Raw genomic sequence first — 15,487 nt, 5'->3', positions numbered from 1 at the left:
TGTTGCTTTATTGTTGCATACTTTGGTTAAAAATCGGGCACGCCGAAAGGGGCATCTTACGATCCCCTGAAAGAAAACGACAAATCGACGTGGGTGTTTAGTTCATCCAGCGATCGTTTTTCTTGCGGCGCGGCACCATATGCGGCAACACCAAACCAAGCAGTAAGCCCACACCTAGCACGCCGCCGCCGTACATGAACCACTGCATGATGATGGTGCGCTGTTTGTCATCCAGTTGGACGTTAGCGGCGCTGACTTTCTTCTGCGCGACAATCAGCTCATTTTTCAATTTCTGATTCTCGGCTTTCAGGCCATCAATCGTGCCATCGCTGTTCGCGACTTTATTCTGCATTTCAGAAGTGCGCTGGTTCCAGCTGTTGTCGATGTTTGCCAGCTTGGCGGTGAGATCTTTAACCTGTTGCTCCAGCTGCGGCACGCGGGTGCGCAGGCTAGGTTCGGCACTCAACTGGGACAGCGGGATCCAGTTGGTTTTCCCTTCGGCATCACGAATCTGACCATATTGCGAATCGTTGTTAACTTGCAACAGTGTGACTTCCTCTCCGGCATTCAGCTTGCCAATCAGACGATACTGATCGCCTGGACCGCTGCGTACCCAAGTGGATAATTCATCGGAGATATAACGCTTTTCGTCAGCAGCATGAACGGGGGCGATGGCACTAAAAGCCAGCAAAGAAAGAGCAGCGAGAGTGATTTTTTTCATTCGATATCGTTTTTTCTTAATGGCGTAAATTTACCGGCACAGTCTGGGGACGCTTCTCAAAAATCTGAATGAGAACTATCCTGGTCTCAATCCAATGCGAAAAGGGTCGTAAAAGCACAAGAAAGCAGAGACAGCGGGCTTCGGGTGCATTACTCTTCGCCAGATTAAACTCGTAAGTGCCAGCAGCGTATTGAATAAAAAATTATGACCATCGAAATCGAATTAAAGTTCATTGCCACACCACAAGCCGCCGAAAAACTCGGTGAAAAGCTTGCCGTTTGGCCACATCAGCACTTCGCCGCGCGCGAACTGACCAACATCTATTTTGAGACCGATGATAATCAGCTACGTCGCTGGGACATGGGCCTGCGTATTCGAGGCGTAGATCAGCGCTATGAAATGACGCTGAAAGCCGCCGGTAAAACGGTAGGCGGCCTGCACCAGCGGCCTGAATATAATGTCGATCTCACGGAACCTCAGCTGGATATCGCCCAGCTTCCAGCAGAAATTTGGCCACAAGGCACCGACATTGCTGCCTTGCAGCAGCGCTTGCAGCCGCTTTTCAGCACGCACTTCCAGCGTGAAGCCTGGCTGGTCCAATTTGGTGAGAGCGAAATTGAAGTCGCTTTCGACCGCGGTGAAGTCGCTGCGGGTGAGCTCACTGAACCGCTGTATGAAGTTGAGCTGGAGCTGAAAAGTGGGCAGCGCGCCGACATGCTCAAGTTCGCGGAAGCCTTAATCACCACGGGCGGCCTGCGTCTTGGCAGTTTGAGCAAAGCGGCACGAGGCTATCAGCTGGCTCAGGGCAATCCTGAACGCCCGTTACGGGCCTTGCCTCTGCAAAGAATCGCCGCAAAAGCCACCGTGGAGCAGGGGATGGTGAATGCCATGACCGTGGCGATTAATCAGTGGCAATACCATGAAGAGGTGTGGCTGCGCGGCAATCAGGATGCAAAAGAGGCTGTGGTTGAAGCACTCGAAACGCTGCGCCAGGCGTTTTCGCTATTTGGTGCTCTAGTACCGCGCAAGGCAAGTAGCGATTTGCGACAGAAACTGACCCAGTTGGATGCGTTACTTGCTGATACTGATATCGATGCTGAAGCAGCTTGTTTTTCGGCGATCTCCGTCGAGGCTCAGTTAGCACTCACTCACTGGCTGGTGGAGTCACAGTGGCAGAACTGGCTTGATGACAAGAGCAAAAGTAAGTTGCAGGGATCGTTCAAGCGTTTCAGTGACATCATGCTCAGCCGTATTGCTGCCGACTTGAGAGAAACATTTGTCGATGTGCAGTTGTTCAATGAATTCCAGGACAAATTGACGCGTCTGAATCGCCAACTTCTGGCGGTGCATCTACTCGCTGGGGCCTATCCAGCCGAAGAGGTGAATATCTGGTTGTCCGGCTGGCAGGAGTTACAGCATGCGATTCGCGTCCAGCAAGAGCGCGGATTGCTGCAGCTGGTTAACCTGGCCATTCGGCCATCGCCGTTCTGGCTGAATAGCGGAGTGAAACGCTAGGCTCGACGCACACATAAATCAGGGAGGGGAGATGTTGTTACCGTTACCGGCGCTGATGCAGGCGCAATTAGCTATTGTGGCAGAGCGGTTGAATATGCCGCCGTCAGCCTTTACGCCAGAACAGGCGGGGGCGCTGACCTTTAGTGACTTTGTGGTTGATAACCTGCAGCAGCACCCGGAGTGGTGGCAACAGATCCAGCAGCAACCGCCCGCACCTGATGAGTGGCAGCACTATGCAGGCTGGCTCGCTCAGGCGATGGTGGGTGTGGATAATGAAAACGCACTGATGCGTGAGCTACGCCTGTTCCGTCGTCACATGCTGGTGCGTATTGCCTGGATGCAGGCACTGCAACATGCCAGTACCGAACAGAGTCTGACGCAACTCAGCACGTTGGCTGAAATACTTATCGCTGCTGCGCGTGACTGGGTGTGGCAGGATTGCAGCCGTGATTTCGGCACCCCTTGCAATGAAGCGGGCGAAGCGCAGCCGATGTTGATTCTCGGCATGGGCAAACTGGGCGGTGGCGAACTCAATTTCTCTTCCGATATCGACCTGATTTTTGCCTGGCCGGAAAATGGTGTGACAAAAGGGGGAAGGCGTGAACTCGATAATGCTCAGTTCTTCACCCGTATGGGCCAGCGCCTGATTAAAGTGCTGGATCAGCCCACCATTGATGGCTTTGTTTATCGTGTGGATATGCGCCTGCGTCCCTTTGGTGACAGTGGCCCACTGGTGCTGAGCTTTGCGGCGCTGGAAGACTATTATCAGGAGCAGGGTCGCGACTGGGAACGTTACGCGATGGTGAAAGCGCGGCTGATGGGAGATGACCACGGCCACTGGAGCCAAGAGTTGCAGCAGATGCTGCGCCCGTTCGTGTATCGTCGCTACATCGACTTTAGTGTGATCCAGTCACTGCGAAATATGAAGGGCATGATTGCCCGTGAAGTGCGTCGGCGTGGTTTGAAGGACAACATCAAACTCGGCGCGGGTGGCATTCGCGAAACTGAATTTATCGTGCAGGTCTTTCAGTTAATCCGTGGTGGACGTGAGCGCTCACTTCAGCTCCGCTCCCTGTTGCCAACGCTGCAGGCGATTGGTGAACTGGCGCTACTGAGCCCACCGCAGGTAGAACATTTGCGCGAGGCTTACCTGTTCCTGCGCCGTCTGGAAAACCTGCTGCAAAGCATTAACGATGAGCAGACGCAAACGTTGCCGGAAAATCCCCTCGATCGCCAGCGTTTAGCGTGGGCGATGGGGACTGCGGACTGGGATGCGTTAATGGCGCAGCTTGAGCAACAGATGGCAGGCGTGCGCAGCATCTTTGATGAGTTAATTGGCGATGATGCACCGGATGTGGATGACCAACCCCAGTTGGTTGAATTTGCCGGCCTGTGGCAAGACACTCTGGAAGAAAATGACCTGATTCCTGTGGTGCCACAGCTGGATGAAACACAGCGCCACGCGCTCTTTAACGCATTGAACAATTTCCGTCAGGATGTCAGCCGCCGCACGATTGGCCCGCGCGGGCGTTTAGCGCTCGATCAATTGATGCCGCGTTTGCTCAGTGAAGTCTGTCCACGCGAAGATGCCGATGTCGTGCTGGGGCGCCTGACACCGCTGCTGTTGGGCGTTATCACGCGCAGCACCTATCTGGAGCTGCTGACGGAATATCATGGCGCACTGCGCCATCTGATTCGCCTGTGCGCTGCTTCTCCGATGATCGCCAGCCAACTGGCACGCTACCCGCTGCTGCTGGATGAACTGCTCGATCCTGCCACGCTTTATCAACCCACTGCCACCGATGCGTATCGCGATGAACTGCGCCAGTACTTGCTGCGTATCCCCACCGACGATGAAGAGCAACAGTTGGAAGCGCTACGCCAGTTTAAGCAGGCACAACATCTGCGCATCGCCGCTGCTGATATCGCCGAAACGCTGCCAGTGATGAAAGTGAGCGATCACTTAACTTGGCTGGCCGAAGCCATCATTGAGTCGGTGGTACAGCAGGCGTGGCAGATGATGGTACAGCGCTATGGCCGTCCTTCTCATCTCACCAGTGACAATGACCGCGGTTTTGCCGTGGTCGGCTACGGCAAGCTGGGCGGCTGGGAATTGGGTTACAGCTCTGACCTTGATTTGGTCTTCCTGCATGACTGCCCGGATGATGCGGAAACCGATGGTGAGCGCGTGATTGATGGCCGCCAGTTCTACCTGCGTCTGGCGCAGCGTGTGATGCATCTGTTCAGCACGCGGACCTCGTCCGGTATCTTGTATGAAGTGGATGCGCGTCTACGTCCGTCTGGCGCGGCGGGAATGCTGGTGAGCACTTTTGCCGCTTTCGACGAATATCAACGCAGTGAAGCCTGGACTTGGGAACATCAGGCCTTAGTACGCGCACGTATCGTGTTTGGCGAGCCAGCACTCTGCGAACGTTTCAATGAGATCCGTCGCGGCATTCTCTCTCTGCCGCGTGAACATCATACGCTGCGGAAGGAAGTGCGAGAGATGCGTGAGAAAATGCGTGCGCATCTCAGCAATAAACACAAAGGGCGCTGGGAAATAAAGACCGATGAGGGCGGTATCACCGATATTGAATTCATCGCGCAATATCTTGTCCTAGGATACGCGGCCGACCAGCCCGGGCTGACGCGCTGGTCAGACAATGTGCGAATTTTCGAGCTGATGGCGCGTCACGAAATCATGGATACAGAGGAAGCACAGGCGCTAACACATGCTTACGTGACCTTGCGCGATGCGCTACACCATTTAGCGCTGCAAGAGTTGCCGGGGCACGTTGCACCAGAATCCTTTGCCACCGAGCGAGCCGTCGTGCATGACAGCTGGCAACGCTGGCTGGCCGCTACCGAATCTGATGGCGCGGAGTAAGTGAGCCGACAGGCTTTTATGCTACTATCCGCGCATTATTTTGACCGAAGTCTGGAGTCTCTGGAATGAAAGTAACGCTGCCCGCTTTTGGCAAAGCTGCTGTACTGGTTGTTGGCGATGTGATGTTGGATCGCTACTGGTATGGGCCGACAAGCCGTATCTCACCTGAAGCCCCAGTGCCGGTGGTGAAAGTCGATACGATCGAGGAACGTCCAGGCGGTGCGGCGAACGTCGCAATGAACATTGCTGCGCTTGGCGCGGTATCGCGTTTAATCGGCCTGACCGGTGAAGATGATGCGGCACGTGTGCTGAGCGAAACGCTGGAGAAGGTGAAGGTCGACTGCGATTTTGTTGCGGTGAAAAGCCATCCTACCATCACCAAATTGCGTGTGTTATCGCGTAATCAGCAGCTGATTCGTCTCGACTTTGAAGAAGGCTTTGAGCAGGTCGATCCACAGCCGATCCACGATCGTATGCGTCAATCGCTGACACAGGCCGGTGCGCTGGTGCTGTCAGACTACGCGAAAGGTGCACTGAGCAGTGTGGAAACCATGATTCAGCTGGCGCGTGAAGCCAAGGTTCCTGTGTTGATCGATCCAAAAGGAACGGACTTTGAACGCTATCGCGGCGCAACCTTGCTGACGCCTAATCTGTCTGAGTTCGAGGCAGTGGTCGGCAAGTGTAAAACGGTCGAAGAGATTGTCAGTCGTGGCATGCAGCTGATCGCTGATTACGATCTCTCTGCACTGTTGGTTACCCGCTCAGAAAACGGTATGACGTTGCTGCAACCGGGTAAAGAGCCACTGCATCTGCCTACTCAGGCGCAGGAAGTGTATGACGTTACCGGTGCTGGCGATACCGTGATTGGTGTGCTGGCGGCCGTGCTGGCAGCCGGAGATAGCCTGGAAGAGGCCTGCTTCCTCGCCAATGCGGCGGCGGGCGTGGTTGTGGGGAAACTGGGTACGTCAACGGTCAGTACCGTTGAGCTGGAAAACGCCATTCATGCCCGCCCGGAAACGGGATTTGGTGTGATGACCGAATCCGAGCTGAAAATGGCCGTTGCGATGGCGCGTCAGCGTGGCGAAAAAGTGGTAATGACCAATGGTGTGTTCGACATCCTGCACGCTGGCCACGTTTCCTACCTGGCGAATGCACGTAAGCTGGGCGATCGTCTGATCGTGGCCGTTAACAGCGATGCATCTACCAAGCGTCTGAAAGGCGAAACGCGCCCGGTTAACCCGCAGGAAAACCGCATGATTGTGCTGGGTGCGCTGGAAGCGGTTGACTGGGTGGTGCTGTTCGAAGAGGACACGCCACAACGTTTGATCGCTGAAGTTTTGCCGGACCTGTTGGTGAAAGGCGGGGATTATAAGCCAGAAGATATCGCTGGCAGCAAAGAGGTCTGGGCGAATGGCGGTGACGTGCGCGTGCTGAACTTTGAAGACGGTATCTCAACCACCAATATCATCAAGACTATTCGCAGCCATTAATCGTATAGGCGGCTGCTGGACTCGAATACCGCTCATGCAAGCATGCCGCTACGCATAAATGCGCACCCTACGAAAACCGTGCAACATCTTCGTAGGGTTGCCATTTATTATGGCGACCAAAAGCGCTTACGCCTTAATGACAGGTAATGCGCCTTTTAGGCCGCAGTTTGCCGATGTCCGGCAACTGCAACGTTACTGCGGAGTATCGATTTTACCCGCTGGGTCTGGCGTCACCACTGCTGGTGCCGGTGCAGCAGGGCTCTCGCTCTCCAGTTTTGCCAGACGCTGTTCCAACGCGGCCAGCTTCTCACGTGTACGCAGCAACACCTGCGTCTGTACATCAAACTCTTCACGATTAACCAGATCCATACGGGTTAATTGCGCCTGCAATACCTGACGAATTTTCTTTTCGACATCGTCGCCAAAGTCGCGAATCCCTTTTGGCATGGCTTCATGTACCTGGCGAGCCAGTTGTTCAATTTTTTTCGTGTCGATCATGGTGATTTCCTGGTTGCAGTGGCTGATAACAGCGCGTGTTCCGACTCAACAAAGGTTAAGTGTAATGCCAGAAACGAAAAGGTTAAACCTGAAATCCGTAACGCAGGAAATGCAAAAGCATTTGCGCCTTTGTCGATTGCCCATGCAGATGATTGGCGTTATAGTGACCTCGCTTATTCTCAGGGCGGGGCGAAATTCCCCACCGGCGGTAAATCAGCTTCGGCTGAAAGCCCGCGAGCGCTTTCACTGTAAAGTGAAAGGTCAGCAGATCCGGTGTAATTCCGGGGCCGACGGTTAGAGTCCGGATGGGAGAGGGTAACGACATCAGCCGGGCCTACGCCCGCGTCACGTTTTTGCCATGTGTATTTTTTGCGCACTCCTAAGCACGCCCTGGTTCTGGTAACTCATATATTTTTTATAAGGTTTTTTACCATGAATCAGACGCTTCTTTCTGAATTTGGCACGCCGGAACAGCGTGTAGAACGCGCCATTGATGCGCTGCGTAACGGTCGCGGTGTAATGGTGCTCGACGATGAAAATCGTGAAAACGAAGGCGATATGATCTTTGCCGCCGAAACCATGACTGTTGAGCAGATGGCTTTGACCATTCGCCACGGGAGTGGAATTGTCTGCCTGTGTATCACCGAAGAGCGCCGCCAGCAGTTGGATCTACCAATGATGGTAGAAACCAATACCAGCTCTTATGGCACGGGCTTCACCGTAACCATTGAGGCGGCAACCGGTGTGACTACCGGTGTATCTGCAGCCGATCGTATCACCACTATTCGTGCCGCTATCGCTGATGGGGCTAAGCCGAGCGATCTCAATCGTCCTGGCCATGTCTTCCCACTGCGCGCTCGTGAAGGCGGCGTACTCACCCGCGGTGGTCATACTGAAGCGACTATCGACCTGGTGACGCTGGCTGGATTCAAATCGGCAGGTGTACTGTGTGAACTCACCAACGACGATGGCAGTATGGCGCATGCACCGGAAGCGATTATCTTTGCGAAACAACACGATATGACCGTTGTGACGATTGAAGACTTGGTGGCTTATCGCCGTGAGCACGAAACGCGTCAGGCAAGTTAATCCGATAAATCGCATTAAGTTGCTGGTTCAACCTCCGTTCGGTCGCCTAAGTGGCGACCTGACAATGACTTAATGCGATTTTATGTCGTTCTTTTTATCCCTTACATCGCGTAATCTTCCGCAAATTCTTATTCAAATTCCCTGATAAACATCATCACCGTTATCAGCGTTAATCCCGGCACGAAAGCGAGTATCGTAGCGACTAATAAAGCGACACTTTCGTCAGAGGAAACCTCATGAGCCACAACCGTATGCCCGCCCTGTTTTTAGGTCATGGCAGTCCGATGAACGCATTGGAAGACAACCCTTATACCCGCGCATGGCAGCATTTGGGTGCAACATTGCCGCGACCACGCGCTATCCTGGCGGTGTCGGCACACTGGTACACGCGTGGCACGGCGGTGACGGCAATGAACAATCCACGCACAATTCATGATTTCGGCGGTTTTCCTCAGGCGCTGTTTGATGTGCGTTATCCCGCCCCCGGATCGCCAGAGTTAGCGCAGGAAGTCATCGACTTACTGGCGCCGATTGACGTCCATGCCGATCAGGAGTGGGGATTCGATCATGGCTCGTGGGGCGTGCTGGCAAAAATGTATCCGGCAGCGGATATTCCCGTGGTGCAGTTGAGTATTGATGCGACTCAACCTGCTGAATGGCATTTCGAATTAGGCCGCAAACTCGCGTCGTTGCGGGATGAAGGCGTGATGATAGTGGCCAGTGGTAATGTGGTGCATAACTTGCGCATGCTGCGCTGGCAGGGTGCTGCCACAACCTATCCATGGGCTGAAAGCTTCAATGAATTCGTACGCGAAAATCTGGGCTTTGCAGGGGCTGCGGCAGATCATCCGTTAGTGAATTACTTACAGCACGAGGGTGCAGAGCTGTCGAACCCGACCCCTGAGCACTATCTACCGCTGTTGTATATTCTCGGGGCACGCGTAGACGATGAGCAGATTAGCATTCCGATTGAAGGAATGGAGATGGGCGCGATCAGTATGATGTCCGTGCAGGTCGGCTAAATCGAAGCCACCCGTGTAACGCGGGTGGCTCCGCTTTTTACTCAATAAAGGTGTGCGGGTAAAAGCGAGACAGATCCTGAGTGATCAGTTCGCGATCTTCCCGGATACCGATACCGGCAGGTTGATCGTCAATCAGCCAACTACCTATCAGGGTATAGCTGTCGCCAAATTTCGGCAGTTGATAGAACTGCTGGATAATCATTCCTTCCTCGCCATACGGGCCGTCAGCGCGCGCAATTTCCTGACCATTTTCAATAATGCGGATATTCGCACCCTCACGTGAAAACAGCGGTTTCACCACGTACTTGTCCATCTGCGGGGCATTTTTATCATCAGCAAAATAGGCAGGCAGTAAGTTAGGGTGATTCGGGAACATCTCCCACAGCAGTGGCAGCAGGGCTTTGTTGGAAATAATGCTCTTCCAGGCGGGCTCTAACCATCGTACACCGGCATCTGCCAGCTTAGTGGAAAACACCTCTCGCAGCATGAATTCCCAGGGATAGAGTTTGAACAGGTTGCTGATCACCTGATCCTGCGGATCGGTGAACTGTCCTTTCTCGCCCAAACCGATCTCATCGATATACAGGAACTCATTGGCCAGACCAGCTTCAGTGGCGCAATCCTGCATGTACTGTACCGTGGCACGATCTTCCTCGGTATCACGGCAGCAAGCGAAGTGCAGCAGATTAAAACCGTGCTGCTGATGCAGCGCAGCAAAGCGTTCGATCAGCTTCTCTTGCAGGCTATTGAACTGGTCGCTGCCCTGCGGCAGATGGCCTGCTTTGATTTGATCTTCCAGCCAAATCCATTGGAAGAACGCGGCTTCATACAGTGAAGTTGGCGTATCCGCGTTATTCTCCAGCAGCTTGGCATCGCCTTGGCCATCCCAGGCCAAATCAAGACGGGAGTAGAGCGAGGGCTGGCGCAATTTCCATGAATCGCGCACGAAATCCCAGGTGTGCTTAGGGATGCAAAAGCGGGTGAGCAGTGCATCACTGTTCACCACTTTTTCCACGGCCTGCAAGCACATCTGATGCAATTCGGCAGTGGTATCTTCCAGTTGCTCAATCTGGGCCAGCGTAAACTGATAGTACGCATCTTCACACCAGTAAGGCTCGCCATACATGGTATGAAACTGGAAACCGTATTCGTTGGCCTTTTCGCGCCAGTCCGGGCGTTCGCTGATGGCAATACGTTGCATACTGCGGCTTAGCCTCCCATCGAGCGGCTGCTGCCAGTACTGCTGCGAGTGGTGCCGGTGGCACTGCTGCGTTGCATCGTATTTTGCTTCGCAACGGTCTCACCAAAGCCACCACGCGTGATCGTGGACGTTGTAGCCGGTTTTGGTGCCATAGCGGATTTCGGTACGTTCATGCTGCGACCAGAGGTTGCAGTACCGTAATTTTTGCCCGAAGCATCGACAAACTGACCGTTTGCCGGACTGTTAGGGGTTTTTGGCGAGAACAGTGGCTGTTGTGCAAAGCCTGCACCACCGCCCATCATGCGGCCCATCATATATCCGGCCATCAGCGGCATCCAGAAGCTGCCACTTTGCTGCGCTTCCGCATTATTCGTGGTGCCGACGCCTGCCTGAGCAGGTGTTTGCTGGCACTGGTTTTCACCAAACTCAGCAACACAATCTTCACGGGTCGCATATTTGGGTGCGGTGCGTTCGGCTTCTTTCTTCGCGTCATTGTACGCTGTGGTGCATTGCGCACTCTGGCTTGGATTGGCTTTTGCACAATCATCTGCATTTTGATACAGCGAGACCGTTTCATCGCTCTGTTCGCAGCCTGCCAGCATAAACACTGCGGTGACCGCGAGTGCAACTGGCGTTAAATGGCGTGCCTGCCAGCTTTTACGAAAAGCGGCATGACGAATATTTTTAGTCCGTTTCATTATTTTCATCCTGTGCCCAAAGGTGGGGCTTAGGATAGGTGATGAGGGGTGGAAATTGAAGCGACTCGCCGAATGGCTGGGGGATCTTTACGTTGTTATACGTTTGAATGCGAAAGGGGCCGCAAGCGGCCCCTCAAGAGATTAATTACCGAATGGATTTCCACTGCTGCGAGCCGCAGCCGGGCGCGCTTTGGCGGCGGCTGAAGGTGCGGTGGCTTTAGGGCCATTATCCACACGCGCGGCTTGTTGGTTGTTCTCTGGCGCAACCACTTCTGGAGCCGTGGTGATCTCTTTGCCCAGTGAACTGTTCAACAGCTGCAGATCCTGCTCATTCAACGTACCCAGAGCGTATTTGATGTTCAGCTGGTTGATCAGGTAGCTGTAACGCGCATCAGAAAGCTGCTGTTTTGAGTTATACAGTGTGGTGGTCGCATCCAGCACATCAACGATGGTACGCGTACCGACCTGGTAGCCCGCTTCCATCGCATCTAATGAGCTCTGAGCAGACACGACGGCCTGCTTGTAAGCATCGATGCTGCTGATAGAGGCGTTAACGTTGTTGAACGAAGAGCGCACAGTCTGAATCGCGCTGCGATGTGCACCTTCCAACTGCTCACTGGCAGCAACAAAGTTATATTGCGCTTGTTTCACCTGAGACGTCACCGAACCACCACTGTAAAGCGGCAGTGAGAAGCTCAGGCCAACCTGGTTGGAACCGGTGATGGAATCCGTGGTGCCGGAACTTTGATTAGCACGGCTACCGCCGTATTTGCTGTTGGACATACCGGTCGATGCCGTCAGATCCAGCGTTGGCATATGGCCTGACTCAGCAGAACGAATTTGCTCACGGGCTAAATCCTGGCTCAAACGTGCAGAAAGCAGGTTGAGGTTACGGCTTTCAGCCTGCTTCAGCAGGGTAGCAACGGCATCAGGACGCGCAGTTTTAAAGCGGTCGATATTGAGTGAGGCCAGCGCCAGATAATCCATGCCGGTGATCTGACGCAGCGATTCCACCGCGTTATCCAGGTTGTTACGCGCGGTCACTTCGCTAGCCAAAACGCTGTCATATTGCGCACGGGCGTTTTGCACATCAGTAATCGCCACCAAGCCAACATTGAAACGCTGGGTGGTTTGATCCAATTCGCGGTAGATGGACTGTTTCTGCGCTTCTGTGTAAGAAAGGGTATCAATCGCCTTCAAGACGTTGAAATAGGCGGTTGCGGTATTCAGAATCAGATCCTGCTGCGCAACCTGATAGGTGACGTCCTGAATCCCGGCGGTTTTTTCCTGCAATGACAGCGCACGCCATTTCGACATGTCGAAAATAGTTTGAGTTAATTGCAGAGAAGCGCTGGTCGTGTTGGAATGGAGACCGCTGCTGTCACGGTAGCCGTTGTTATAGGTATAATCTGCGCCCAAGCCTAACTGCGGCAATAATGGACTACGCGCTTCATTAATTTTCTCAAAGGCGGCATCGCGGTCAGCGGCCGAAGCACGCAGATCCGGGTTGCTCAGGCGCGCCTGCTGGTAGACCTGCAACAGGTTCTCTGCCTGGCTGGCAAGGCTGAATCCGCCCAAGCTCAGTCCAATAAAAAGTGGGAGCAGTTTTTTCATTTGCATTCCTTTTGATGCAGCAAATTGCACTGGTAGTGCTGCAGGTAAGCCAAAAAATAATCGCCGATTCTACAGAGGCGGCATGACAGATAAGTTGGCTGAACGTGCCTTCTCCCCCTAATTTACGTAAATAATTCAGAAAGAACCACTCGGACGGAGCACTAGGGTTGGCTTTTCTTCGCTCCATCCCAATCTGCATAAGGAACCAGATGATGGCGGGTGAAAAAAAATCCCCTGTGACTTTCACAAAAAACGATGTAGAAATTATTGCACGAGAAACACGCTACGATGGTTTTTTTTCCATTGTCAGCTACCGTTTCCGCCACCGCCGCTTTGATGGCGAGATGAGCGGTGAAGTGGTGCGCGAAGTTTTTGAGCGCGGACACGCCGCCGTGCTGCTACCCTATGATCCCTTACGTGACGAAGTGGTGCTGATCGAACAGATCCGCATCCCGGCTTTTGATTCCAGCCCAACGCCCTGGTTGCTGGAAATGGTGGCCGGTATCATCGAGCCGGGTGAAACCCCGGAAGATGTGGTGCGACGTGAAGCGGTAGAAGAAGCGGGCCTCAAGGTTGGCCGCGTGAAACCGATAGTGAATTACTTAGCCAGCCCCGGCGGAACATCTGAGCGTTTGTCGGTGCTGGTGGGCGAAGTGGATGCCAGCCTGGCAGAAGGAAATCACGGGCTGGAGGAAGAGAATGAGGATATTCTTGTCCATGTGGTCAGCCGCGAACAGGCTTATCGCTGGGTGGAAGAGGGGATTATTGATAACGCGGCATCTGTCATCGCCTTGCAATGGCTGGCGTTGCACCATGAGAAACTACGACAAGAGTGGAAGCTAAAATGAAACAGCGCTATACCCCTGACTTTCCCGAAATGATGCGCCTGTGCGAAACCAATTTCGCCCAGCTGCGTCGCCTGCTGCCGCGCAATGACGAGGCAGGCGCGTCGGTGATCTATCAGGTGAACGGCGCCAGTTATCAGCTCACTATTGAAGAGTCTACGCGTTACACTACGCTGGTCGAAGTTCGCCAGGTGGCCCCTGCAGTCAGTTACTGGAGCCTACCTTCCATGTCGGTACGGCTCTATCATGATGCGATGGTCGCTGAAGTGTGTTCCACTCAGCAGATCTATCGTTTCAAAGCGCGCTATGATTATCCTAATAAAAAACTGCATCAGCGCGATGAAAAACATCAGATTAACCAGTTTCTTGCAGATTGGTTGAGATATTGTCTGGCGCACGGCGCTGTGGCAGTGCCGGTTTGTTGATAGCGTATATGGCGTGGAGATAAAGGAAACGCTTTGGATAGCCTGCTCACTCTTCCTGCGGCAAATGGGGCCGATATCAGGATTTTACAAATCACGGATACCCATCTTTTTGCAGGAAAACATCAATCGCTGCTTGGGGTAAATACTTGGTCGAGTTTTGATGCGGTGCTGGACGCCATCATGGCGCAACAGCGCGATTACGATCTGACTATCGCCACTGGCGATCTCGCCCAGGATCACACCGTCGAAGCTTATCAGCACTTTGTTGCGGGCATCACACGCCTGCCGAAACCCTGTGTCTGGTTGCCGGGTAATCACGATTTCCAACCGGCCATGGTCGATACGCTGGCTGATGCAGGGATTGCTGCAGATAAACACGTCTTGTTGGGCGAACATTGGCAACTGGTGTTACTGGATAGTCAGGTATTTGGTGTGCCGCATGGCATGTTAAGCGAATACCAACTGGAATGGCTCGATACCGCACTGCGTAAGCACCCTGAACGCCACACCTTGGTGTTACTGCATCACCATCCGCTGGCATCTGGCTGTACCTGGCTGGATCAACACAGCCTGCGTAATCCGCATCAGTTAGAGGCCGTGCTGCAACACTTTCCGCGAGCGCGAAATCTGGTGTGTGGCCATATTCATCAAGAGTTGGATCTGGACTGGCATGGTCGCCGCGTGCTGACGTCACCCTCTACCTGTGTCCAGTTCAAACCGCACTGCACCAATTTCACTATTGATAATGTGGCACCGGGCTGGCGCTGGTTAACCCTGAAAGCCGATGGTTCGCTGGAAACGGAAGTCAACCGCCTGCAAAGCGACATGTTCCGCCCCGATCTTGATTCTGAGGGCTACTAAACGATGGCGGCGCTGATCTATCTGCATGGATTCAATAGTTCACCGCAATCGGCCAAAGCCACTCAGCTGCAACAATGGGTTAATCTGCACCATCCGCATATCAATGTGATGGTGCCTCAATTGCCCACTTTCCCTGCAGAAGCGGCCAGTATGCTGGAAGAGTTGGTGATGCAGTACGCGGGCGAGCCCTTAGGTTTAGTGGGATCGTCGCTGGGTGGCTACTTCGCCACTTGGTTATCGCAATGCTTTATGCTGCCGGCGGTGGTGGTCAATCCGGCGGTACGGCCCTTCGAACTGCTGGTCGATTATCTCGGGGAAAACCGGAATCCCTACACCGGCCAACAATATGTGTTAGAGTCTCGCCACATTTACGATCTGAAAGTCATGCAGATTGACCCTCTCGAAGCGCCCGATTTACTCTGGCTGCTGCAACAGACCGGCGATGAAGTGCTCGATTACCGCCAGGCGCTGGAATACTACAGCGCATGCCGCCAGACGGTCGAAGAGGGTGGCAATCATGCCTATATCGGATTCGAACGCCATTTTGCGCAGATGATTGATTTCTTGGGATTAAATGCTCCCTGATTGCTGCGAGATGGGCCCTTATTTCTATTGCTAATC

General features: G+C 53.6%; 14 protein-coding genes and 1 riboswitch. Of the genes, 9 read left to right on the top strand and 5 right to left on the bottom strand.

What is annotated here, in order from left to right:
- Positions 1 to 97 precede the first annotated feature (97 nt).
- Positions 98 to 721, bottom strand: a complete 624-nt coding sequence (locus F3J38_RS17970; protein WP_167140715.1) for a TIGR04211 family SH3 domain-containing protein — start codon at positions 719 to 721, stop codon at positions 98 to 100.
- Between the two features lie 204 nt (positions 722 to 925).
- On the opposite strand from F3J38_RS17970, the gene F3J38_RS17965 reads away from it, so the two are divergent.
- The 3 genes from F3J38_RS17965 (at position 926) to hldE (ending at position 6,613) form a co-directional block, all read left to right on the top strand.
- Positions 926 to 2,236 (top strand): CYTH domain-containing protein, encoded by a 1,311-nt coding sequence (locus tag F3J38_RS17965; RefSeq protein WP_167140713.1) that lies wholly within the window; start codon positions 926 to 928, stop codon positions 2,234 to 2,236.
- Between the two features lie 31 nt (positions 2,237 to 2,267).
- Positions 2,268 to 5,123 (top strand): bifunctional [glutamate--ammonia ligase]-adenylyl-L-tyrosine phosphorylase/[glutamate--ammonia-ligase] adenylyltransferase, encoded by a 2,856-nt coding sequence (glnE, locus tag F3J38_RS17960; RefSeq protein WP_167140711.1) that lies wholly within the window; start codon positions 2,268 to 2,270, stop codon positions 5,121 to 5,123.
- A gap of 65 nt (positions 5,124 to 5,188) precedes the next feature.
- The gene (gene hldE, locus F3J38_RS17955) at positions 5,189 to 6,613 is read left to right on the top strand and encodes a bifunctional D-glycero-beta-D-manno-heptose-7-phosphate kinase/D-glycero-beta-D-manno-heptose 1-phosphate adenylyltransferase HldE (protein ID WP_167140709.1); all 1,425 of its coding nucleotides are present in this window, start codon (positions 5,189 to 5,191) and stop codon (positions 6,611 to 6,613) included.
- Between the two features lie 192 nt (positions 6,614 to 6,805).
- Here the strand turns inward: hldE and ubiK are convergent, their stop codons facing one another.
- Entirely contained in the window at positions 6,806 to 7,111 is a 306-nt protein-coding gene (gene ubiK, locus F3J38_RS17950) for a ubiquinone biosynthesis accessory factor UbiK (protein WP_034828368.1), read from the bottom strand.
- Between the two features lie 171 nt (positions 7,112 to 7,282).
- A riboswitch (FMN riboswitch) is annotated at positions 7,283 to 7,432 on the top strand.
- Between the two features lie 111 nt (positions 7,433 to 7,543).
- Between ubiK and ribB the strand changes: the two genes are divergently transcribed.
- Entirely contained in the window at positions 7,544 to 8,200 is a 657-nt protein-coding gene (gene ribB / locus F3J38_RS17945; RefSeq protein WP_167140707.1) for a 3,4-dihydroxy-2-butanone-4-phosphate synthase, read from the top strand.
- A 236-nt stretch (positions 8,201 to 8,436) separates the two neighbouring features.
- Complete coding sequence (ygiD, locus tag F3J38_RS17940) at positions 8,437 to 9,222, top strand: 4,5-DOPA-extradiol-dioxygenase (RefSeq protein ID WP_167140705.1); 786 nt, start codon at positions 8,437 to 8,439, stop codon at positions 9,220 to 9,222.
- A gap of 37 nt (positions 9,223 to 9,259) precedes the next feature.
- Here the strand turns inward: ygiD and F3J38_RS17935 are convergent, their stop codons facing one another.
- The 3 genes from F3J38_RS17935 to tolC form a co-directional block, all read right to left on the bottom strand.
- Complete coding sequence (locus F3J38_RS17935; RefSeq protein ID WP_167140703.1) at positions 9,260 to 10,423, bottom strand: glutathionylspermidine synthase family protein; 1,164 nt, start codon at positions 10,421 to 10,423, stop codon at positions 9,260 to 9,262.
- 8 nt (positions 10,424 to 10,431) lie between these two features.
- Positions 10,432 to 11,121 carry a DUF1190 family protein gene (locus F3J38_RS17930; RefSeq protein WP_167140701.1) on the bottom strand — a complete coding sequence of 230 codons (690 nt, stop codon included), beginning with the start codon at positions 11,119 to 11,121 and terminating at the stop codon, positions 10,432 to 10,434.
- A 141-nt stretch (positions 11,122 to 11,262) separates the two neighbouring features.
- Complete coding sequence (tolC, locus tag F3J38_RS17925) at positions 11,263 to 12,735, bottom strand: outer membrane channel protein TolC (protein ID WP_167140699.1); 1,473 nt, start codon at positions 12,733 to 12,735, stop codon at positions 11,263 to 11,265.
- Between the two features lie 212 nt (positions 12,736 to 12,947).
- Here tolC and nudF point away from each other — a divergent pair, with 212 nt between their 5' ends.
- From nudF to yqiA, 4 genes are read left to right on the top strand one after another with little or no spacing between them, the layout of a single operon-like run.
- Entirely contained in the window at positions 12,948 to 13,583 is a 636-nt protein-coding gene (gene nudF, locus F3J38_RS17915; RefSeq protein ID WP_167140933.1) for an ADP-ribose diphosphatase, read from the top strand.
- Entirely contained in the window at positions 13,580 to 14,005 is a 426-nt protein-coding gene (locus F3J38_RS17910) for a DUF1249 family protein (RefSeq protein ID WP_167140697.1), read from the top strand. Before nudF ends, F3J38_RS17910 begins: the two co-directional genes overlap by 4 nt.
- 33 nt (positions 14,006 to 14,038) lie before the next feature.
- Positions 14,039 to 14,866 (top strand): 3',5'-cyclic-AMP phosphodiesterase, encoded by an 828-nt coding sequence (cpdA, locus tag F3J38_RS17905; RefSeq protein WP_167140695.1) that lies wholly within the window; start codon positions 14,039 to 14,041, stop codon positions 14,864 to 14,866.
- Between the two features lie 3 nt (positions 14,867 to 14,869).
- On the top strand, positions 14,870 to 15,451 hold the full coding sequence (gene yqiA, locus F3J38_RS17900) for an esterase YqiA (RefSeq protein ID WP_167140693.1): 582 nt from the start codon (positions 14,870 to 14,872) through the stop codon (positions 15,449 to 15,451).
- Positions 15,452 to 15,487: the final 36 nt, after the last annotated feature.

This window comes from Candidatus Pantoea formicae (assembly GCF_011752625.1).
Taxonomy (GTDB): domain Bacteria; phylum Pseudomonadota; class Gammaproteobacteria; order Enterobacterales; family Enterobacteriaceae; genus Pantoea; species Pantoea formicae.
This window is presented reverse-complemented; position numbering and strand designations above follow the sequence as displayed.